The sequence below is a fragment of the Methylotuvimicrobium sp. KM1 genome (assembly GCF_044788715.1).
In the GTDB taxonomy this organism is placed as follows: Bacteria; Pseudomonadota; Gammaproteobacteria; order Methylococcales; family Methylomonadaceae; genus Methylotuvimicrobium.
Genome location: NZ_CP173170.1, coordinates 4,030,079 through 4,051,216, shown reverse-complemented (window position 1 = coordinate 4,051,216; position 21,138 = coordinate 4,030,079). Strand labels below are relative to the sequence as shown.

General features: G+C 54.3%; 13 protein-coding genes and 1 riboswitch. Of the genes, 8 read left to right on the top strand and 5 right to left on the bottom strand.

What is annotated here, in order from left to right:
- The first annotated feature begins 70 nt into the window (after positions 1-70).
- On the top strand, positions 71-1,282 hold the full coding sequence (locus ACINK7_RS17390) for a HEPN-associated N-terminal domain-containing protein (RefSeq protein WP_404357190.1): 1,212 nt from the start codon (positions 71-73) through the stop codon (positions 1,280-1,282).
- 499 nt (positions 1,283-1,781) lie between these two features.
- On the opposite strand, the gene katG is transcribed toward ACINK7_RS17390, so the two are convergent.
- Both katG and ACINK7_RS17380 read right to left on the bottom strand, forming a co-directional pair.
- Positions 1,782-4,004, bottom strand: coding sequence for a catalase/peroxidase HPI (katG, locus tag ACINK7_RS17385; RefSeq protein WP_404357188.1), 2,223 nt, complete (start codon positions 4,002-4,004; stop codon positions 1,782-1,784).
- A gap of 92 nt (positions 4,005-4,096) precedes the next feature.
- A complete protein-coding gene (locus ACINK7_RS17380) occupies positions 4,097-4,276 on the bottom strand; it encodes a hypothetical protein (RefSeq protein ID WP_404357187.1) in 180 nt (59 codons plus the stop codon).
- Between the two features lie 104 nt (positions 4,277-4,380).
- On the opposite strand from ACINK7_RS17380, the gene ACINK7_RS17375 reads away from it, so the two are divergent.
- The gene (locus tag ACINK7_RS17375) at positions 4,381-5,256 is read left to right on the top strand and encodes a LysR substrate-binding domain-containing protein (protein WP_404357186.1); all 876 of its coding nucleotides are present in this window, start codon (positions 4,381-4,383) and stop codon (positions 5,254-5,256) included.
- 304 nt (positions 5,257-5,560) lie between these two features.
- On the opposite strand, the gene tnpC is transcribed toward ACINK7_RS17375, so the two are convergent.
- Positions 5,561-7,009: an IS66 family transposase gene (gene tnpC / locus ACINK7_RS17370; RefSeq protein WP_404357184.1), complete on the bottom strand. Its 1,449-nt coding sequence runs from the start codon at positions 7,007-7,009 to the stop codon at positions 5,561-5,563.
- A gap of 263 nt (positions 7,010-7,272) precedes the next feature.
- On the opposite strand from tnpC, the gene ACINK7_RS17365 reads away from it, so the two are divergent.
- From ACINK7_RS17365 to hemP, 3 genes are all read left to right on the top strand, one after another.
- Positions 7,273-9,480 carry a TonB-dependent receptor domain-containing protein gene (locus ACINK7_RS17365; protein WP_404357182.1) on the top strand — a complete coding sequence of 736 codons (2,208 nt, stop codon included), beginning with the start codon at positions 7,273-7,275 and terminating at the stop codon, positions 9,478-9,480.
- A gap of 4 nt (positions 9,481-9,484) precedes the next feature.
- Positions 9,485-11,890 (top strand): PepSY domain-containing protein, encoded by a 2,406-nt coding sequence (locus ACINK7_RS17360; protein ID WP_404357180.1) that lies wholly within the window; start codon positions 9,485-9,487, stop codon positions 11,888-11,890.
- 106 nt (positions 11,891-11,996) lie between these two features.
- Positions 11,997-12,176: a hemin uptake protein HemP gene (gene hemP / locus ACINK7_RS17355; RefSeq protein WP_141899416.1), complete on the top strand. Its 180-nt coding sequence runs from the start codon at positions 11,997-11,999 to the stop codon at positions 12,174-12,176.
- Positions 12,177-12,393: 217 nt separating this feature from the next.
- Here hemP and ACINK7_RS17350 read toward each other — a convergent pair whose 3' ends face one another.
- Positions 12,394-13,194: a methylenetetrahydrofolate reductase gene (locus tag ACINK7_RS17350; protein WP_404357178.1), complete on the bottom strand. Its 801-nt coding sequence runs from the start codon at positions 13,192-13,194 to the stop codon at positions 12,394-12,396.
- Positions 13,195-13,363: 169 nt separating this feature from the next.
- Positions 13,364-15,655, bottom strand: a complete 2,292-nt coding sequence (metE, locus tag ACINK7_RS17345) for a 5-methyltetrahydropteroyltriglutamate--homocysteine S-methyltransferase (protein WP_404357176.1) — start codon at positions 15,653-15,655, stop codon at positions 13,364-13,366.
- A 107-nt stretch (positions 15,656-15,762) separates the two neighbouring features.
- Between metE and ACINK7_RS17340 the strand changes: the two genes are divergently transcribed.
- The 3 genes from ACINK7_RS17340 to ACINK7_RS17330 all read left to right on the top strand — a co-directional run bounded on the left by ACINK7_RS17340 (position 15,763) and on the right by ACINK7_RS17330 (position 21,081).
- Positions 15,763-16,659 (top strand): LysR family transcriptional regulator, encoded by an 897-nt coding sequence (locus ACINK7_RS17340; protein WP_404357175.1) that lies wholly within the window; start codon positions 15,763-15,765, stop codon positions 16,657-16,659.
- A gap of 190 nt (positions 16,660-16,849) precedes the next feature.
- Positions 16,850-17,068: riboswitch (cobalamin riboswitch) on the top strand.
- 114 nt (positions 17,069-17,182) lie between these two features.
- Positions 17,183-19,975 carry a ribonucleoside-diphosphate reductase subunit alpha gene (locus ACINK7_RS17335; RefSeq protein ID WP_404357173.1) on the top strand — a complete coding sequence of 931 codons (2,793 nt, stop codon included), beginning with the start codon at positions 17,183-17,185 and terminating at the stop codon, positions 19,973-19,975.
- Positions 19,972-21,081 carry a ribonucleotide-diphosphate reductase subunit beta gene (locus tag ACINK7_RS17330; protein WP_404357172.1) on the top strand — a complete coding sequence of 370 codons (1,110 nt, stop codon included), beginning with the start codon at positions 19,972-19,974 and terminating at the stop codon, positions 21,079-21,081. The genes ACINK7_RS17335 and ACINK7_RS17330 overlap by 4 nt, the downstream gene beginning before the upstream one ends.
- Positions 21,082-21,138: the final 57 nt, after the last annotated feature.

Genomic DNA, 21,138 nt, shown 5'->3' with positions numbered 1-21,138 from the left:
GCATATCAAACTGAAACAAAAGGCTCAAAATGACCCGCATCTGGTTTCCGCATCTTTTCCATGAAGACTTATGGGAATAGAAAAAAACGCAATGATCGAAGCAGATGATCGTGGCTGGAGAATACCAGAAGGCTATGTTTGTCCTGACTGTGTAGAAGACGAATATCTTAAGGATATTATTCGTGACAATGCCTGTCGCCGTGAATGTGATTATTGTGGTCGCAGAACTCGCAAGCATTCTGCTGCACCTGTTGCGGAAATAATGGAACCAATCGGTAATACTGTTTTTACATGGTTTGATAATCCTGAAGAAGCCGGAGGTTTTTGGGATAGAGAGGATAATAATTATTATGGTATCGATGCGATAGATACCAACGAAATGTTGGAGTCTATTCCGCTTGAATGCAATGAAAAACTATTCGAGGATATTGCAGAGGCATTCGTAAATGACCAATGGGTAGAAACGGCTAGTGGGAGTATATACGGTTCCCATCCACACGAATTAATATCTTATGCATGGGAGCGGTTTGCAGAAATCGTCAAGCACGAATCACGTTATTTTTTTCAACAAACATCATCCAGCATTGAGAATGAAGAGTATGAAGACCAATTTGCACGGCAAGAAAACTATAACCCTGCGAATTTCCTACCTACCTTAGGTAAATTAGCGATAAAGCTAAGACTGCTTACTACATTGCCGATAAGTGAAACTTTATTTCGTGCAAGGCCAAAAAAAGAGGAAGAATTTTTTGATTTGAATGTTAAAGAATTAGGGGCCGCTCCTCTCAAAAAGGTAAGTGCTGGAAGAATGAATCCGGCTGGTATTAGTTATATGTATTTAGCATTTGAACAGGACACAGCATTAACAGAGGTTCGTCAAAGCAATCAGTTACTACGGGCTGCTATTGGCAGGTTTGAAACTCAACGTGAAATACAAGTTTTGGATTTAACAAATCCCCCTGAAAAACCATCGATTTTTGATGTTCAGCGTCATGATGAGTTAGTTGGATTGTTTTTTATTGATGAATTCGTTAAGGAAATTATCAAGCCCGTGGAAAAAGATGGTAGCGAACACATTGAATATGTGCCATCACAAGTTGTTTCAGAATATTTTGCTTTAGTATTTTGTTTACAAAATGGTAAACGGTTAGATGGAATTAAATATCCAAGTGCAGTTCGTAAAGGTTGTCATAATTTGGTTTTATTTCCTACCGAAAGAGGTTATGAATTAATGTTCGATCAGATTGAATTTCAAGAAGGCTGGTGGGATTGTCCTGCCTAACATGGCGCTCAAAGGGACGTGCCGCCTCAGGGCGATTTTAAAGTTTTGTAATTTATCCATCTTTGGGGCTTCGTTCAGCGTCCGTGAGCAGCACGCCCCTTAGCTTAACGTTGAGCGACTGCTTTGAGACCATCACCTTCCATTGATATAAAAAGACTGGTGGTCGGCTTTTGCCCGATTGGTTGAGGTCGACAACGGCTGCTTTGTAGACCCCCAGTTTCCAAATCTGGCTTCGGCCGACTGGCGGCTTTGGAGAAGTGCGAGTGGCAAAAATGGGTCGGTTGAACTCAGTGACGAAAGGCCGCTTTCAGGAATCGGAATTCAATGGCAGCTTTCCGGCAATAAATCTGAAGAGCGGACGGTCGCCAGCCGACCCTAAAGAGACATTGGGATTAAATGTTGACGATTGTCCGAATCTGGTAATGATCCAGTCATTGGATTTAGACAAATTCCCCAACTTGACTTGATTCCAGTCAAGTTGGGTTCCTGACAAGCTGGGTCAGCGCATGTCAAATCGATCCAAACCCATCACTTTAGCCCAAGCATTGACAAAATCCTCTACGAACTTGTCTTTTGCATCGTCCGAGGCATAGACCTCCGCCACTGCGCGCAATTCGGAATTGGAACCGAAGATCAAATCCACCGGCGACGAGGTCCATTTGACCTGGTTGGTCGTCCGATCCCTGCCTTCGTAAATGCCTTCGGTTGCCGATTTGCTCCATTGGATTGACATATCGAGCAGATTCACGAAGAAGTCGTTGGTTAAGGTGCCTGGCCGAGGGGTAAATACACCGTGTTGGGAATGGCCTGCGTTCGCATCCAACGCCCGCATGCCGCCGACCAGCACCGTCATTTCGGGCACGCTTAAGGTTAGGAAATTCGCACGCTCGACCAGCATTTCCGCCGGTGAGTCGGTATTATCCTTGCCGAAGAAGTTGCGGAAGCCGTCGGCTTTGGGTTCCAAAACCTCGAAAGACTTTGCATCGGTTTGTTCTTGCGAGGCATCCATACGGCCCGGTTTGAATGGCACTTGCACCTTGACACCGACTTTCTTCGCGGCTTCTTCCACCGCCGCCGAACCGCCGAGCACGATTATATCGGCGAGCGACACCTTTTTGCCGCCTTTCAGCGAGCGGTTAAAGTCGCTTTGGATAGTTTCCAGGCGAGCCAACACTTTGGCCAGTTCGGCCGGATCGTTGACTTCCCAATCCTTTTGTGGCGCCAATCGAATCCGTGCACCGTTGGCGCCGCCGCGCATATCGGTACCGCGGAAGGACGCCGCTGAGGCCCAGGCGGTTTTAATCAGTTCCGGAATCGTCAAATCCGAGGCAAGAATGTTCGACTTCAATTTAGCAATGTCCTTGGCGTCAATCAGTTTGTGATCGACTTTGGGGATAGGGTCTTGCCAAACAAAATCTTCGGAAGGCACTTCGGCTCCGACATAGCGAGCCTTGGGTCCCATGTCGCGGTGGGTTAGCTTGAACCACGCCTTGGCGAATGCGGTTTCGAACTCTTTGGGGTTATCCAGAAAACGCTTGGAGATTTTTTGGTACTCCGGGTCCATTTTCAACGCAATATCCGTAGTAAACATGATCGGTGCATGGCGTTTAGCCGGGTCGTGCGCGTCCGGCACGAAGTTGTCGCCTTTGCCGTCCTTGGGAATCCATTGCGTCGCGCCTGCCGGGCTTTTGGTTGTTTCCCATTCGAAGGTGTACAACCAAGTTAAATAGTCATGCGTCCAGCGCGTCGGATTGGTCGACCACGCTCCCTCAAGACCGCTGGTGACGGTATCAGCGCCATGGCCGCTGCCGCATTTGTTCGTCCAACCCAAACCTTGTTCTTCAATGCCGGCGGCAGCCGGTTCCTTGCCCAAGCACTCTTCTGGATTGTGCGCGCCGTGTGCCTTGCCGAAGGTATGCCCGCCGGCGATGAGAGCCACCGTTTCTTCGTCGTTCATGGCCATGCGGGCGAAGGCTTCGCGGATATGCTTGGCTGCCGCCAACGGATCGGGGTTGCCGCCAGGCCCTTCCGGGTTAACGTAGATCAGTCCCATCTGCACAGCCGCCAGAGGTTTCGCCAGTTCACCCTTTTCATCGTGGCGTTCGTCAGCGAGAAATTGCTTTTCCGGACCCCAGTTGACGATCTCGGCTTCCCAGTCGTCCGCCCGGCCGCCCGCAAAGCCTATCGTTTTAAAGCCCATCTCTTCCAACGCCACGTTACCGGCCAGCACCATTAAATCGGCCCAGGAAAGCTTGGAACCGTATTTTTGTTTGACCGGCCATAACAAACGCCGGGCCTTGTCCAAATTGACGTTATCCGGCCAGCTGTTCAGAGGTTCTAAGCGTTGCTGACCCCCGGACGCACCGCCGCGCCCATCGAAGATTCGATATACACCGGCGCTGTGCCAAGCCATGCGGATAAAAAATGGCCCGTAATTGCCGTAATCTGCCGGCCACCAAGGTTGGGAGGTTGTCAAAACTGCTGCAATGTCTTTTTTTACCGCTTTCAGGTCGAGGGTTTTAAATTGTTCGGCATAGTTGAACGTTTTGCCGAGCGGATTGGACTCTGCCGCATTTTGGCGCAGCGGCTTCAGGTCCAATTGCTCCGGCCACCAAAAGTGATTCATCGTCGGTTGCGGCTCGGCGTAAACCGGGTTGGTTACCCATGTTGCGGATATGGCGACCGTCAATGCGGAAGCCAGAAAAATGTGTTTGGTTTTCATGGTACACCTCTGTTCCTTGTTGTCAGTTATATGAAATATATGCACTAAGCGTTCAGTTTAGATGACGCTTTTCAATAGCGTCAGGTTATAAATCACTTGGTTTCATTGTTCCAAGTCCGTAGAGTCATGCGCGATAAACGGTTACAACGGGATTGCCGAACTTCGTTAATGGTACATTTTCGTTCGACGGCAACGGATTCGGAGTCCGTCGCCAAATCATTTCGGCACAGGTATTCAATCAGATAACGCGGGCAATATGAAATTGATGTCATCGATAGCCCCATCTATCAAATCGATAGAGCGTAGTGCTAAGGTGATAAGATTCGAGTCCGGTCCATTTGCTCCGGGTGTTTTTTTCAATGAGGTGTCCACATCGATGAACTTGCGGGATTTAAGCTACCTGGTCGCGGTAGCGGAATTAAGAAACTTCAGTCAGGCGGCTGACCAATGCTCCATCGGTCAGCCGACCTTGAGCACACAAATCAAGAAGCTCGAGGATAATCTGGGCGTGGATTTGTTCGTGCGCGAGAAAAACAATGTGGACCTTACCGACGTTTGCCGTGAAATTTTACCCATCGCCTGCCGGATACTCGACGACGTTCAGTCTATTCGGCAAATCGCTGCCCACGCCGGGGATCGGCATCGCAACCTGTTGTCGCTAGGCGGCTTTCCGTCGTTGGCAAGTTACACACTGCCGGAATACGTGTTTCGCATCAAGCAGCACTATCCCGATCTAAAATTACAGTTGGTCGAGGAGAAAACTGATGCACTGATTGCATTGTTGCTCGACAAAAAATTAGACGCGGCCTTGTTGGCTTTGCCCGTAGAGCAAGAGTTACTGGAATGCCGAACACTGTTTGAAGATCCGTTTATGCTGGCCGTGAGCGCCGACCATCCCCTTGCCGATCTAGAAGAAGTCGACCTGAACACGGTAGCCAAACAGAATCTGTTGCTATTGGATGAGGGCCATTGTTTGCGGGATCAGGCTTTGCAGTTGTGCGACCCTTTGCGCTTCGTAGAACACGACTTCCGGGCGTCTAGTCTGGAAACCTTGCGATTCATGGTTAAAAATGGCGTCGGCGTCACGCTGATGCCGTCTGTTGCCGTTCAGCCCGAGGACAACGACATCCGCTATATCAACATTCGTCAGCGACCAAGTTGTACCATCGCGCTGGTTTGGCGCCGTGATCATCCCCGCAGCCCGATTCTTGAAATATTGGCCAAATTGTTGGCGTATAAACCGCTGACCTAAGTTTCTTTTTCGACATTCGGATAAGCGGACATACAAGATGCTGGCTCGCAACGGAAGCTGAGGAAAGGAGTAGATATCACCGGTGAAGCGTCATGCAAGCCTAACGAAAGCCATTCCCACTGCGCAAATGATAATGATTCTTAATTGACAATAATTGTCATTACCTTTTATCATGCTGCATACCTAAGGCGTGCAATCGAAGTATTTATATAGATAGAGCCTTTAAAACCATCAAACAGCCAGCCAACCAACCGTCTTTTCAAATGATGAGGTAGCCAGCCATGGAATCAATCTTGAAACGTAACTACTCGCGCCCTGTAGCCGCGTTCCCAGCAAGAGCCATTTGAATCGCGATGAGCGGATTATAGCCTCGATTAGCCATGGTTTGCAGATAGCTGGATATTCGGCAATAAGCATGGGCATATTCTTCGGCACGAAAGCAGCCGGAGACCTTTTGTTTGACCTTTGCCATGCGTAAATCCTGCTCAGCACGATTATTGGTAAACGCCACATGCGGGTCTTTAGCAAATAGGAGTATGGCGGCTTCATGAGTCTTGAACCGCTCCCATAAGTTGTGCGCATCGGATTTGGCCAGCTTGCCGCGTTTGCCACTGGGTTTGGGTGGAATAACGGGCAACTCTTTTTCGCCGCGGGTCAGGATGGCCCGGTAGCGCTTTTGCAGGTTGGTCAGTTCTATGACTGTCAGTTTCTTGTCGGCGCTTTTTGAGACGGTGACGCAGGTTTCCTGCAACAGGCGTTTCATGTTTTTTGCCCAGCGATAGCCATGCGCGTCCACAATAAAAGTGAGCTCGCGCAGCAAGTGTGAACCACACAAGCCATGCCCGCAGTGTTGATAGGCGAAATACGATGACCAACAGTCATGGATGATAGCCCCACCATAGCGCGGAATGAGATTAATCGACTCGATGGCTTCCTTGCCTCGCTTTCGATGCAAAAATTTGAGCGTGATGTCGCCAGCTGAATAGACGTGTATCCAGTGATTTTTCCGGTCCACCCGCAGCGAGGTTTCATCCACATGCATCACGGGCGCTTTCAGAATTTGTTCGACGGCCTGCGCTTCCCAGGCTTCCAAAGCCTGATGCACGCGCAGTACGAATTTCAGCAAGGTGGCCTCGCTAATCACTACATCCATTATCGATGCCAGCAGCTGCTGCACCCGATTCAGTGCCACCATTTGGCACACCAGTAGATTGATCACAAAGGCTTTTAAGCCATCGCCATATTGCAAAGGCCCGTGCAGGTCGGCAGGAAACCGGCCTTTAACCGTGGCCTCGCAGGTTGGGCATTGCTTAATTTCGGCATCGACGTGTTCAACCACTTTCTCGAACACGATATCGATCTTGGTGCGCCTTTCAACGTGCGAACATGGGACGTCAGTCAAATCTTCGCCGCAGACATCACAGGTCAGAGCCTTGGACAACGTCACAGTTTCCACGGTACGCCTATTTTGCGCGGCAGCCTTGTTATCGGCTTTGCCTTTACCGTTACTGCCAGCCCGCCCTAAAGCCGATTCATCTTTGCCGGTTTGCGACGAAGGCATGCTGGAATTAGTCGTATCCTTCTTCGTGGTGCGTTCCAGAAAAATGGCCAGTATCAACTCAACCACCAGGAACAAGCTAGTCATAATAGCCTGGCTTTCACAAGTGATTTTGCCTTCGGCACACAGCTTCTCGAAGTCCGCTTTTAAGCGACTGACTTCAGTTCGAACCGAGGCTTTATCGAGGTTGGCCATCCACGTTGATAGGGTAAGTTTGCGACAAACTCATCATATCATGGGTTTTTTCGGCCTCCGCTGGCCGCGTATGAGCGCTGTAAACCGAATTTTTGAGGCTAACCTCCTTGCAATGCGCAAAATCCACGCTGCGCGCACTGGACTGCCCAAAAGAACACAATTAAATCAGGTCTGCACAATTTCGCTTTTTAGACGCTAAAAACCTGTCAAGCTTTTTTTTATTTATTTTATGGGGCGAGTAGTTACCTTGAAACTAAAAAGACATGACATATTCGCTCAGAAGTTGTCGTTCCGGTTGGCCGGTATTGGCATTGACATGCGCATCGGCGCTGTCTCCCGTTATTACCATGGCTCAAGCGGACGAACAAAAACAAGACAAGAAACTCGAACTTTCCAAACTCGTCGTCAGCGCGGCGGGTTTCGAACAGGACTTGGCCGATGCGCCGGCCAGTATTTCGGTACTGACCCGAGACGAATTGCAAGATAAGAATTTCAGCAGTCTTGCTGAAGCACTCGCCGATATTCCTGGCGTGGACGTGCGTACCGGAACGGGCAAGACCGGCGGATTCAATATCAACATTCGCGGCATGCCCAGCGATTACACCCTCATTTTGATCGACGGCCGTCGTCAGAATACTTCCGGTAACGCGACACCGAACGGCTTCGGCGAAACGTCGACCAGCTTCCTTCCGCCGCTTTCGCAAATCGAGCGCATCGAAGTGATTCGTGGGCCGATGTCGACCTTGTACGGTTCCGATGCGATGGGTGGGATCGTCAACATTATCACGCGTGCGGTCGGGCGCGAATGGAACGGTTCGTTGACGTTACAAACGACACTGCGCCAAAACTCGGACGACGCACACGATGGCACCGTCGAAGTCTACGGCGCGGGGCCAATCTGGGAAGACGTCCTGGGTTTGCAAATCCGTGCAAAACTCTTTGAACGCGGTGCGTCAGAACGTATGGACCCGAACGGCACCGGACGCGACCCTCGACCGGCCGAAGGACGCATCGGCAATGCCGGCGGGCGCCTAACCTTGTCGGCGAACGAACAAAATCGGTTCTGGTTCGATACCGAATTGGTGCGCCAACGCTACGACAACTCCGATTCGCGCCTAGGTACAATCGACGCGCCTCCCAGATTCAACGGTTATGTCGACGAATTGCGCTTCAATCGCGATCAATTCCAGTTGGGTCATCGCGGTAATTATGGTTTCGGTAATTGGGAAACGACGGCCAGCCACATCACCACCGAGACCTTGGGGCGCACGTTGCCGCGCGGCAGTGCGCCCGAATACGGCTACGAAGCTTCGGGCGGCGAGCCGCGTATTCTCGAAAATACCGATTTGATCATCGACAGCCGTCTCAACATGCCGTTCGGCGCACACATGCTGACGGTCGGCGGTCAGTACATCTACGCGCAAATGGAAGACGGTGCGGCCGGCAATGTCAAGTTCGAGCAATACAGTTGGTCAGTATTCGGCGAAGACGAATGGCAGTTCCTCGACGACTGGGCTTTGACGGGCGGCGTGCGCTACGATCATCACAAAGCGTTCGGCGGCCATGTTAGCCCTCGCGGCTATTTGGTTTGGAAGCCTTTGGAGCAATGGGTATTCAAGGGCGGTGTCAGTCAGGGCTACAAAACGCCGACGCTCAATCAGTTGCATGACGGGGTAACCGGCTTCACTGCGCAAGGCGAAACGGTGACGATTGGCTCGCCCGATTTGAAACCGGAGACCAGCACCAGCTTCGAGCTGAGTGCTCAGTACGACGATGGCGGCGATTTGTCCGCCGGCGTCACGCTGTTCTTGAACAAATTCGAGGACCGCATCGCGACCGGCGATGCGATTCCGAACTGTTTGAATCCCACCGTCGGTAACGTACCGGGCTGTATGACGGTCGGTAATTTCAGCCGTCAAACCGACTTTTCGCAGCTCGTCAATATCGACAAGGCCGAAACCCGCGGCGTCGAGGCCACGTTGAGTTACCGCTTCCTGCCGGAGTGGGAGATCAGCGGCAATTACACCTATACCGACACCCAAGTCACGTCCGGCGAAGGCGCGGGGCAGCTCTTGACCAACGCCCCCGACCATATGGCTAGCGCGACATTACGTTGGGATGTCACGCCAGTCATCAACGTGCGCCTCGAAGGCGAATATTATTCGTCTCGCGACCGCTTCACCGGCACGCTGCCGACTGCGGGGCAAAACTTTGCGATCTTGCGGGCGGTCGGCAATGAACTCAAAGGCTACGAACTGTTGCATCTCGCCGCGACTTGGCGCGTCAACGACAGCCTGAAGATCAACGGCCGCATCTATAACCTGCTCGGCAAGGACTTTACCACATCGACGCCTTACGAATGGAACGGCGAAACCTATCGAGCGTTTCACTACACGCAAACCAACGCTGCGACAAACGGCGTCTATCTACCCGACCGCAGCCTGTGGCTGTCTATGAATTACGAGTTCTGACGCGATGTTCCGTACTATTTTGTTTCAATTGCATTGGTTTTTCGGGATCAGCGCCGGCATCGTCCTGGCGTTGATCGGCCTAACCGGAGGTCTGTTGTCGTTCGAGCATGACATACTGCGCTGGATGAATCCCGGCGTCATGAGCGTAACACCGGACGGTCAGCGTTTAGATCCTGCCGCTTTGTTGCGGAAGGTTCAAGCGGCTCTGCCCGATCGCCGTATCGATGCCGTCACCTTGTCTTCGGATGCGGAAGAGGCCGCGACAATCAATATCGCCGGATCGAATCCAAACGACCGCCGCGGCGAAAACCGACATGTCGACCCCTACAGTGGAGAACTGCTGGGTAAGGTGCGCGGCGAAGCGTTTTTCCACGCAGCGATGCGTTTGCATCGTTGGCTGATGTTCGACGACTTATTCGATAACCGCGACCTCGGCAAGCAGATTACCGGTGTATCGGTCCTGGCGCTGATTCTGTTGGCGCTGAGCGGGCTCTATCTGCGCTGGCCGCGCCGAGTATTCAATTGGCGGTCTTGGCTTGCGTTTAGTTTCAAACGCAAGGGACGAGGATTTCTGTGGGAAATGCATGCGGCAATCGGAACGTGGGTGTTGGCGTTTTATTTGCTCGCCGCGCTGACCGGCCTGTATTGGTCGTATGATTGGTACCGAAATGTTCTGCACGAAATCACCGGCGCGCCGTTGATGCAACGAGGCGGCTCACCTCGGCAGAATTCCGCCAACCGGCAAGTAAGCCCTGTCTTGCCGCCCGAGGCCGAGATCGAATCGGTTTGGGCGTTGTTTCAAAACCGCGTTGGCGACTACAGTCGGGCGACCTTGCGTTTGCCGCGGCATCCTAAGTCGAAAGTTTACTCGATCCTGTATCTCGACCCGTCGCCGCCACATGAGCGCGCATTCAACCGGCTCGAAATCGATCCGGTTAACGCTTCGATTCTCTTGCATGACCGTTACGCCGAGCGGCCTTTCGGCGCGCAACTGATCGCGAGTATCTTTACCTTGCATTCGGGCAGTTATTTCGGACTGGCCGGGCAAGTCGCGATGATGACCGCGAGTCTCGCGATGCCGTTATTTGCGGTGACCGGATGGATGTTGTATTTGGATCGGCGACGCAACAAACGGCGCGTTGGTTTGGCAAAAGAAGTCGTTTGTGGCGATGCAAACGATGGCTCATGGCTGATTGCCTATGCGAGTCAAAGCGGCACTGCCGAACAGCTGGCTTGGCAGAGTGCCGCGGCCATGCAAAAAAGCGACATTGCCGTTTCGGTCAGGCCGTTGGGCGCTATCTCGGCGGTCGATTTAACAGGCCGCGAGCGGGTATTATTTGTCGCCGCCACATTCGGCGACGGCGAAGCGCCGGTCAACGCGCGAACCTTTGTCACCAACATGATGACCAAGACCGTAGATTTATCGGCACTGAGCTATGCCTTACTGGCGTTGGGCGACCGGCAATACCCCTATTTTTGCGGCTTCGGCCGCGAATTGGAGCATTGGTTGTCCGCTTGCGGCGCGCGGCCGTTATTCGCCTCGGTCGAGATGGATAATAACGATACGGGCGCATTGATGGCGTGGCAAAAAGGTCTGTACGATTTGTGCGGCGCCGCATTCGAAATCAATGCACGGGATGCGGGGTTCCAAAGTGCACGCCTGCTGAAACGCACGCTACTCAACCCCGGCAGTTGCGGTTTGCCGACTTTTCATCTGGAATTCGCGGTGGCTGAAAATTGCCGCTGGCAGGCCGGCGATCTGGCCGAAATCGCCGTAGGTGTTTCTGCAAACGACACGACCAACGCGGCCTGCAGACGTCAGTATTCGATTGCCTCGATTCCCGAAAGCGGCGGCCTGCATCTATTGGTCAGACAAGTGCGCCATGCCGATGGCGGCTTCGGCAAAGCTTCAGGTTGGCTGACATCGGAAATCCAAATCGGTGACGACATAGCGCTACGTATTCGCGGCAATCCATCTTTTCATGGAGGCGATGAGGATGCTCCGTCGATTTTTGTCGGCAACGGCACGGGGTTGGCCGGTTTGCGCGGGCTTTTACAAGAACGCCTGCGGCAAGGCAGGCACCGCAACTGGCTGATTTTCGGCGAACGCAATGCCGACCATGACTTCTACTATCGAGATGAAATCCTGGCTTGGCTGCATGAAGGCCATTTGGCGCGCCTCGATACGGCATTCTCGCGAGATCAAGAGGCTCGCATATATGTGCAGCAGCGCTTGATCGACAATGCGGAAACTCTGCGCGCCTGGCTCGAAGACGGTGCGGCTGTGTTCGTGTGCGGCAGTGCCGGCGGCATGGCGGGCGGAGTCGAAAACGCCTTGATCGACATCATAGGGCAAAAAGGCTTTGCAAACCTGCTGGAAACGAGGCGTTTTCGCTGCGATGTTTATTGACCGAAGCTGCTCGAGATATGATCGGGAAAATGGAGCGCGCGCGGTATTCGAAGCAACTTGCCTGTTCAAGAATGAATGCAACCTCAAACGGACAAATATCTAACGTATGAACGACAAAGGACAACATCCAAACAAACCTGTGTCGGCAATTGAGTCGGTTTCAAAACGAACTCAGATCGATAGCCGCGAGCTATTGGGTCAATGCAATGAAATCACTATCGTTCACCGCGGTAGCGAATATCGTTTGCGCATTACGAGTAACGATAAATTGATTTTGACGAAATGATGGCTTGAGCAATACCGGCGGCTTTTCATTAGCCCAAAATTAAGTTCTTCCAGAAGGCTGAAGAATACGGGCTCGCGGAAAGCACTTGCTTTCATATAAACGATGAATGATCGGCCGTTCGCCGCTATTTTGGCAATCACGCAACTGCTTTTCGGCCAGTTTTCCGGTAAGAAACAGAATATGCTCCGCCATGAGTCATGCATCCCCGAAGACCGCGTCATGCGAATAGTTCAAACCGTTCCTGCCGATGGCATTGAGAATGGCTGCGTTGGCAAGCTTTAGCCAAGCCGATGCGCTCGAAATATTTATGCAAATCCACTTTGATCGGCATGAAATACACATGCCAATCGTTTTCCGCCGCCGAGTCGATCAGCCGGTTGGCGAATTCGACGTTCCAGTCGTAATCGGGTCGGAAATGCTTCGGAAACTTGACGTGATTTTTCACTTCCCAATAGTTTTGCGAGGCCGGCGTCACCACCGGGCTGATGCCGATGTAGGTTTCCAGTCCGTCCATGTGTTCGGCAAACAGTTCCACCAGGCGATGGTCGTAAAACGGTTGCGAAAAAAAGCCGTTGGCGCCGGCATCGGCCTTGCGCTGAATATAATGGCATTCGTGTTGCAAGCCTTGCCGATGCGGATCGAATCCGGCATAGATGTTCAACGCCGGAAAACGCCGGCGCACCGCTCGAATCAGATCGATCACGTCGGTATTGTAATAGCTGCGTTTCAAACCTTCCGGCGGGTCGCCGGTGACCAGCAAAATGTCGTCGAGTCGGTATTGTTCGATGATGCGATACAACTCGCCGCTTTCGATTTTAAAATCGATAGCCCGAAAGTGCGGAATGAAGCGATATTTGCGCCGGTCGATGTGCGTCGCCAGTTCCCAACTGCGAATATCGAAACGCTGAATATCCGGCACGTTGATGATATTGATACCGCTATCCAAGCTCTGCACAAACGCATATTGTTTTTCAAAGGCCTCCAAGCTTCTGGGGACGATCTCAAAGGAAATGTTCATGGGTTATCGCATGCTCTGCTATTAGTTGACCCCGGCATCAGGAAACTGTCGTAAAAGACAAAATGTTGGGTTAGTGCGGCGTAACCCAACAAAATATTCCCTTTCGCACTTCAAATTTCGGCAGTACCTAAGAAGGCACCGGGGCGTTCGATACATCAAAAGGCGCCGATCAGCCTAGCGTGGCACGCAAGGTTTTGGCGGCGGCCACCATCCGGGTCAGCGCCGGTATCACCTCATGCCACTGGCGGGTTTTCAGGCCGCAGTCCGGGTTGACCCACAATTGTTCGGCCGGAATGCGTTCGGCGGCCTTGCGCATCAGCGCCACGATATGCTGCTCGCTCGGAATATTGGGCGAATGGATGTCGTAGACGCCGGGACCGATGCCGTTCGGGTAGTTGAAATGCTCGAAGGCATCCAGTAACTCCATGTCGGAACGCGAAGTCTCGATGGTAATGGCGTCTGCGTCCATGTCGGCGATGGCGGCGATGATGTCGTTGAACTCGGAGTAACACATGTGAGTGTGTATCTGCGTCTCGTCGGCCACGCCGCCCGTCGCGATACGGAACGCTTCCACCGCCCACTCCAGATACGCCTGCCATTGCGATCGGCGTAACGGCAAACCTTCGCGTAGGGCGGCTTCGTCGATTTGAATCACGCCGATACCGGCTTTTTCCAAATCCAGCACTTCCGCGCGGATGGCCAGGGCCAGTTGCTTGCAGGTGACCGAACGCGACTGGTCGTCGCGCACGAATGACCAGTTCAAAATGGTCACAGGACCGGTCAACATGCCTTTCATCGGTTTGTCGGTCAGGGATTGGGCGTAGCCGATCCATTCGACGGTCATCGGGCGCGGGCGGCTGATGTCGCCGAACAGGATGGGCGGTTTGACGCAACGCGAGCCGTAAGACTGCACCCAACCGGATTGGCTGAAGGCGTAGCCGGCTAGTTGTTCGCCGAAGTATTCCACCATGTCGTTGCGTTCGGCTTCGCCATGCACGAAAACGTCCAAACCGAGCGCTTCCTGTTCACGCACGCAACGCGCAATTTCGCCGCGCATCGCGGCTTGATAGCCGGCTTGGTCCAGTTTGCCGGACTTGAACTGGCTGCGGGCCAGGCGGATTTCCGACGTCTGCGGGAAAGAACCGATGGTCGTAGTGGGAAACTTGGGCAGTTTTAGTAGCGCGGCCTGCTTGAGTGCGCGTTGCGCATACGGGCTTTTGCGCCGGGCCAGTTGCGAGGTGATGTCGGCCAGCGCCGCCTTGACCGACGGATTGTTGACCCGCGCCGAATTGTGGCGGGCTTCGATGGCGGCGCGGTTGTCCTCCAGTTCGGCTTTGACTGCATCACGCCCTTGGTTCAGCGCCTTACCCAGCACGCGCAATTCGCCGAGCTTCTGTTTGGCAAAGGCCAGCCAGGATTTGATTTCGGCGTCGAGTTTCTGCTCGTTGTCCAGATCGACCGGCACATGCAGCAGCGAGCACGACGGTGCCAGCCACAGGCGTTCGCCCAGTTGTTGAGCAATCGGTTCCAGACTATCCAGCACCGCGTTGAGGTCGGTTTTCCAGATGTTGCGGCCATTGATGACGCCGAGCGATAATACTTTGTCCGCGGGCCATTGCTCGAGCAACGCTTCGACATCATCGCGGCCGTTGACGGCATCGACGTGCAAACCGGCCACCGGCAAGTTGACGGTGAGATTGCGGTTTTCCACCAGTTGGCCGAAATAGGTCACCAGCAACAGCTTGACGCGGCAGGCCTGCAATTGTTGATAGGCGGTGTTAAAAGCATTTTGCCAGGCGTCATCGAGTTCGGTGACCAGAATCGGTTCGTCGATCTGCACCCATTCGACGCCTGCATTCGCCAGCGCTTCCAGCAATTGCGCGTAAACCGGCAGCAGTTTGGGCAACAGCGCCAGTTTCTCGGAGTCGTCCTTGGCCTTGCCTAACCACAAATAGGTAACCGGGCCGATGATCACCGGCTTGGCGGCGACGCCTTGGGCCTTGGCCTCTGCCAGTTGCTCCAGCAGCCGGGACGCATCCAGCTTGAATTCGGTGGCGGCGTTGAACTCAGGGACAATGTAGTGATAGTTGGTGTCGAACCACTTGGTCATTTCGCCGGCGGCGACGCCGCCGCAACCAGCGGCTTCGTCCGCGGCTTGTGCCGAACGGCCGCGGGCGACCCGAAAGTAATTGTCCAACGCGTCGCCGTGGAATTGTTGCACCCGCTCAGGCAGGTTGCCCAAGGTAAAGCTCATGTCCAGCACTTGGTCGTAAAAGGCGAAGTCGCCGACCGGCGCCCAATCCAGTCCGGCCTGCAATTGCCAATGACGCCGGCGTAACTGTTGGCCGAGTGATTTAAGATCCTCGCGCGAGGATAGACCTTGCCAGTACGACTCTAAGGCAAACTTTAGCTCGCGCTTGGCGCCGATACGGGGAAAGCCCAAATTGTGAATTTTCGTCATGAATAAATACCGTCTGTTGAATGTTTGACACAGAAAACATTGTAAACAGACAAATGAATGACGATAATCGATGATTCTTCATCAACTCATGAGATATATTCATCAATATGGAATTGATCCACCTGCGCATCCTGCTGGCGTTAAAACGCCACGGCACCCTCAGCGCCTCCGCCGAAACCCTGCATCTGACCCAATCGGCGCTGTCGCATCAAATCAAAAACCTGGAACAACGCCTGGGTGTCACACTGTGGTACAAGCAGGGCCGCTCGCTGGTATTGAGCCAGGCCGGGCGTTATATGTCCGAGGTCGCAGAATCCGTCATCGCCACCGTCGATTCGGCGGAAAACCATTTGGCGCAGCTAGCCAAAGGCAAGACCGGTAAATTGACGATAGGCATCGAATGCCATGCCTGCTACGAGTGGTTTCGCAACATTCTGCAACCCTATCTGCGCGCGTGGCCGGACTTGACCGTCGAAGTCACCTCGCGCTACCGCTTCGAATCGTTCGAAGCCATCCGCCAATACAAACTGGATGCGGTGTTGACCTCGGACCCGGTCGATAACGGCCTGCTCAGCTACCAGACGCTGTTCGATTTCGAATTGGTATTGATCGTGGCCGACAGCCATCCGCTGGCCGGCCGCGCCGAAATCAAGCCCGACGATTTGCGCGGCGAAACCGTGCTGACTTACCCGGTGGCGCGCGAGCGGCTGGACATGTTCCGTAAGGTGCTGCAACCGGCCGGCATCGAACCCGCCGCCCATATCCCGGTCGAGGAAACCGACATCATGCTGCAACTAGCCGCCGCCGGTCGCGGCGTGTGCCTGCTGCCGGAATGGCTGCTGGCCGACAAATCCGACAAACTGGGCCTGACCGGCCTGCGTTTCGCTGGTCTACCCATAGCTAAAACCATGTATTTGGCTTGTCGGCACGAGGATGCCGAGTTGGAGTATTTACGTTGGTTGGTGGAACATGCCGCGATGGCGCTAGATGACGCTTTAGCCTAGCTGCTGTCATAGATTGGCTTCAAAAGGGCCGTTAAACCTGAAAATCCTACAGTATTTGTTTGATTGGTGGCCTGGATCCAAAAGTTGGGTTTGCTTGAAGGGTCAATGAATGCACAATATGTAGACAGATTGGCCTATAAAAATCACTACATATAGTAATCCTAGCTTGACACATTCGCCATACCCGCCTAAACTACTGCGCCAAGACGGTTCCCCCCGAAGGGGATTAAAAGGGAATCCGGTCGGCGATTTTGCTTCTTTTGCATGATCGCCTGCAAGCCGGAGCTGCCCCCGCAACTGTAATCGGCGAGTTGAGGTTCACCATGTGCCACTGGACGCGAGTCCGGGAAGGCCGAACCGAAACGACGACCCGAAAGCCAGGAGACCTGCCCTCGAAACTTTAATCAACCGGGAGCGGGGTGTCTCCGAGGACGATGGCAAATAATGCGGTTCGGGCTATTTCGGCTTCCGTGTCGCGCCTGCCGTTGCGGCTTCATATCCCCGCTCCTCAATGGAGTAACCCATGGATACCGCCGCTCAACCCGCCAGTTTTTATCCCGACTCTGCCGAGTCCTTTAAACATTCAGTGCCGCGCTCGGAGGGGAACGGCTTGGAAGTCATTCGCCGCAACCGTTCCGTGGCCACATTTCAGCCGGAAAAAATCGCCATCGCGATCACCAAAGCCTTTCTCGCAGTCGAGGGCCAGCATAGCGTCAATTCGGCGCGGACTCGCGATCAGGTCGCGCAGCTCACGGCCGGCGTGGTCGAGGCATTGACTCGGCGCCTGCCGGGCGGCGGTACGATACATATCGAGGATATTCAGGACCAAGTGGAACTGGCGCTGATGCGTTCCGGCGCCCACGACGTGGCCCGCGCTTACGTGCTGTACCGCGAAAAACACGCCGAGCAACGCGCGGCCCGGCAAGCCATCGACAATGCATCACCGTCTTTGCAAGTGGACGACCACGGCCGACGCCGACCGCTGGACAGTGCAGCGTTCATCGCGTTGTGCCGCGAAGCTTGCGCCGGCTTGGCCGATGTCGATGCCGAGCGGGTCTGGACGGGAGCCCTGACCAATCTCTACGACGGCATGCCGTTGGCATCGGTACGTCAGGCCTTGGTGTTGGCGGCGCGGACCTTGATCGAAGTCGAACCGGACTACGCCAAAGTCGCCGCGCGTTTGCTGTTGAGCCATCTGCGCCTGGAAGCCACCGGCTCGGCATTGAGCCAAGCCGATATGGCCGAACGCTACGCCGGCTGCTACGCCGACTTCATCGCAACCGGCGTCGCCGCCGAGTTACTCGATCCGCGTCTGGCCGAGTTCGATCTGGAAAAACTGGGTGGAGCGCTACTGGCCGAACGCGATCTGCAATTCGATTACTTGGGCCTGCAAACCCTGTACGACCGTTACTTTTTGCATATCGACGGCCGCCGCATCGAGTTGCCGCAGTGCTTTTTCATGCGGGTGGCGATGGGACTGGCGCTCAACGAAATTGACCGCGAAACGCGCGCGATCGAATTCTACCGGCTGCTGTCCGGCTTTGATTTCATGTGCTCGACGCCGACCTTATTTAACAGCGGCACCCGTCACCCGCAATTGTCGTCTTGCTACTTGACCACGGTCTCCGACGATCTGGACGGCATTTACCAAAGCATCAAGGAAAACGCGCTGCTGCAAAAATACGCCGGCGGCCTGGGCAACGACTGGACGCCGGTGCGGGCGCTGGGCAGCCGGATCAAGGGCACCAACGGCAACAGCCAGGGCGTGATTCCATTCCTAAAGGTGGTCAACGATACCGCCGTCGCAGTCAACCAAGGCGGCAAGCGCAAGGGTGCGGTTTGCGCCTACCTGGAAAACTGGCATCTGGATTTCGAGGAATTTCTGGAACTGCGCAAAAACACCGGCGACGAGCGTCGCCGTTGCCACGACATGAATACCGCCGCCTGGGTGTCGGATCTGTTCATGCAACGGGTGCGGGAAAACGGCGATTGGACTTTGTTTTCGCCGGTGGACGTGCCGGATTTGCACGATTTGTACGGTGCGGCCTTCGCCGAGGCTTATCAAGCCTACGAGGCCAAGGCCGAGCGCGGCGAAATCAAGTTATTCAAGCGCATCGGCGCGGTGCCATTGTGGCGCAAGATGCTGACCATGCTGTTCGAAACCGGCCATCCGTGGATTACCTTCAAGGACGCCTGCAATCTGCGTTCGCCGCAACAACACGCAGGGGTAATCCACAGCTCCAACCTGTGCACCGAAATCACGCTGAACACGTCCAATGATGAAACCGCCGTTTGCAATCTGGGCTCGGTGAATCTGGCCGCGCATTTAGTCGAACATAACGGGGTTTGGCAACTGGATGCCGACAAACTGCAACGCACCATTAACACCGCGATGCGCATGTTGGACAACGTCATCGACATCAATTTCTACGCCACAGTCAAAGCGCGTAACGCCAACCTGCGCCACCGCCCGGTCGGACTGGGCATGATGGGCTTCTCCAATTGTTTGCACCAACTGGGCATCGCTTACGCCAGCCCGGAAGCGGTGGCATTCGCCGACTATTCGGCCGAATTGCTGTGTTATTACGCCTATCAGGCTTCAGCCGATTTGGCCGAGCAACGCGGACGTTACAGCAGCTTTAACGGCAGTTTATGGCAGCAAGGCGTGTTACCGCCGGATACCTTGGCGCTCTTGGCGGAAACGCGCGGCGACTTGGGTGTGCCGACCGGCGGGCAGTTGGATTGGCAAGCGTTGCGCGAGCGCATCGCCCAAGTCGGCATGCGCAACTCCAATTGCGTGGCGATTGCGCCGACCGCGACCATTTCCAACATCGTCGGCGTTTCGGCGTCCATCGAGCCCGTTTATCAGAATCTATACGTCAAATCCAATCTGTCCGGCGAGTTCACGGTGGTCAACGCCGCATTGGTACGCGAGTTGAAAGCACTGGATTTATGGGATGCGGTGATGGTCGCCGACCTGAAATACTTCGACGGCTCGCTAGCCGCCATCGAGCGGGTGCCGGCCGAAATCAAAGCCCGCTATGCCACGGCCTTCGAAATCGACCCGGAAATGCTGATCGAAGCTGCCGCCCGCCGGCAGAAATGGTTGGACCAATCGCAATCGCTAAATTTGTACGTCGCCGCGCCGACCGGCGGCAAACTGGACCGGATGTACCGACTGGCCTGGCAACGCGGCTTGAAGACGACGTATTATTTACGCACCTTGGGCGCCACCGCGATGGAAAAAACCGGCGCCGACGAAACGGCGCCCAAGGCCTGCTCGATTGCTGATCCGGATTGCGAGGCCTGCCAATGAAAACGACGTTAAGCTTTGACGATTGGGATGTTTCGGCGGCGCCGGCGATCGGTGAATTCCAGGCAACCGCCGCAATATCGGCCTCACCGGACGGTTGTACGGTGCCGCCCATCGACCCCGAACAAAAACGGGTGGTCAACGGCCAGGCCGACATCAATCAACTGGCCCCGTTCAAGTACCCGTGGGCTTGGTCGTTTTTTCTAAACGCCAACCGCAACCATTGGACGCCGCTGGAAATCTCGATGGCGCAGGATGTGCACGATTACCAGCACAAATTGACATCGGCTGAGCGCCACGTATTCGAGAACGTACTCGCTTATCTTACTACCTCCGACATCCTGGCGATGCGCAATATCGGACTGGCGGTGATGGAAAAAATGAGCGCGCCGGAACTGCAAATCTACCAGGCCCGGCAAGTTTACGAGGAAGCGCTGCACACTTGGACCTACCAGCATTGCATCGAAACCTTGGGGATCGACCAGCGCGAGATTTACAACCGCTACCGGGTGGTGCCGGAAATCCACGGCAAGATTGCCTTGGCCAACCGCCGCTTGCAGGGTGTGTTGCAATCCGACAGGCCGTTGACCGATCGCGACGCGCTGCACGAATTCGCGATGGCCTATCTGTTTTTCGCCGCCGTGTTCGAGGGCTGCTGGTTTTACAACGGCTTCAGTCCGATATTCGCGTTGCAGCGGCGAGGTTTGATGAAAGGCGCGGCCGAGCAACTGCAATACATCATGCGTGACGAAGTGCTGCACTGCGCGTTCGGCATCCGCGTGGTGCGGCAACTGCTGGATGAAGAAAACCTGACGCTCGACCCGCAAGCGCTAAGGGAAATGTGGGACGAAGCCGAAGTCGTCGAAACGGCCTATGCCGGCTACATCCTGCGCGAGCCGATCTTGGGCTACAACGCCGGATTGCACATCGAGCAATTCCGCTACGTCGCCAACCGCCGAGCCCGGCAAGTCGGCCTGACCGCACCCTTCCCCGGGGCCGAAAACGTATTGCCGTGGCTGGACGAGCAAGCCAATCTGCGCAAAGAGAAAAATTTTTTCGAAACGCGGGTGACCGAATATCAGACGGGCGGAGCTTTGGTTTGGGAATAGCCGTCGATAGCGCTCAGAACTACAAAGTCGAGTCTTAATCATGACGGCTACCATAAA